The sequence below is a fragment of the Arsenicibacter rosenii genome (assembly GCF_001870735.1).
In the GTDB taxonomy this organism is placed as follows: Bacteria; Bacteroidota; Bacteroidia; order Cytophagales; family Spirosomataceae; genus Arsenicibacter; species Arsenicibacter rosenii.
Map to the genome: position 1 here is coordinate 1 of NZ_MORL01000126.1, position 1,622 is coordinate 1,622.

The 1,622-nt window shown below is 61.7% G+C and carries 1 protein-coding gene; it reads right to left on the reverse strand.

The genetic code is table 11. The annotated features are described in order from the left end of the window. The coding region (locus BLX24_RS30260) for a DUF11 domain-containing protein (RefSeq protein WP_143092922.1) at positions 1-1,622 on the reverse strand (1,622 nt) is incomplete at both ends.

Genomic DNA, 1,622 nt, shown 5'->3' on the forward strand with positions numbered 1-1,622 from the left:
GTAATCGGTACGCAGGTAGCCGGCGGACAGACACAGTCGGCGTTGAGCGTGACGGTGCGGTCGGCGTAGCAACCCAGCTGATCATACACCCGTACGGTGTAGGTCTTCGGTGCCGTCAGCGTGGTGGCAATTACCCCGTTGGCCGGTACCGGCTGCGTGGCCGGATTGGTAGCCGTAAAGCTGCTGCCTTCGCTGATGGCATAGCGGTAGCCGCTCAGGTCATTACCCAGTCCGCTGACGGTCAGTATCCCGTTGTTCTGCGGTGTCAGGGCGATACAACTCGGGTTGGTTCCCGTCACGGTGAAGGATGCCGGAACGGCGACCTCTTCGATGATCACCGGACAGCAGCTGCCGTCAGGGCAGGTACCGGCGCCGTTGTCGACAACGACCTTGTACTCACCGGCAGCGGTAGCGGTATAGCTGTTGGTGGTGGTTTCGGCGATCAGCTGCGTACCGTTGTACCACTGGTAACGGCTGTAACCGGCCGGGCCGAGAATACGGATGGCATAGCTTGAACCCTGGCAGACGCGGTAAGCCACGCTGACGCAGGTGGTGGTGGTGTCGCCCGGAATGCGTGCGGTGTTGTAGTGCACGCCTTCTGCCAGAATGCTGGCCGAGAGCACCAGGGTGGCCGTCTGTCCGGCGGCCAGAGACGTGATAGACCAGCTGCTGACGGGAGCGCCGGCAGCGTAGGTACCCAGGCTGACGGAGGCCGAGTTGGGCACATAAGCCAGTCCCGCCGAGAGCACCTCTTCAACCACCACGTTCGTGGCCGGGGCATTGCCGGTGTTGCTCAGGGTAACGGTATAGCTGATGACTTCGCCGAGGTTCGCGCGGTTCTTGCTGACAACCTTCGTCAGGTTAAGGCCTGGTTCCAGCGGGATAACGGTTACGGTCACCGATTTGATGTCCAGACAGGTTGGTGTCAGGGCGCAGGTGACGGAGTAGGTGCCGGTCATCAGGTTGGCCGTTGTGCTGAGGACGTTGCCAGTCACGCCGGTTACGCTCCATGTGAGCTGGCCGATGTCACAGCCCAGGGCGGTGATGCTGATCGGGTCCCCTTCGGTAACGGTCAGGCTGCTGACGGTCAGCGTCAGGCTCGGAGCGGGAACGACGGTAACCTGAGCGACGAGTTCCGTGATTTCAGTGCCGTTGGTACAGGCGACGGTGTAGGCCGTTGTCTGAGCCGGATTAACGACAAGGCTGGTCGTCGTCTGCCCGTTGACAGCCGGACCGGTCCAGTTGATGGTACCCTGACAACCGACGGTGGTAAGGGTGGCACTTTGTCCCTGGCAGGTAATGGCGTCGCCGACGGTGAAGTCGTTCGGATTGAGGTTACCGATGGTGAGTTTAGCCGACGAGGTACATCCCAGCGGGGAGGTACAGGTGACGCTGTAAGTCGCGTTAAGGTCAGCCGGTACGACGATGAACGAGGAAGCCATTGTGCCGGTAGACCACATGGTTGTGCCGGTACATCCTCGTACGGCGACGGTCACGGACTGTCCTGCGGTGATGGCGGTGCGGCTGATGGTGAGGCTGGCCGGCGTTTCCACGAAGGCGGTGGTGACGACGCTGCTGACCGAACCGGTCTGTGTCGCGCAGGTGGCGGTATAACTGGTGGT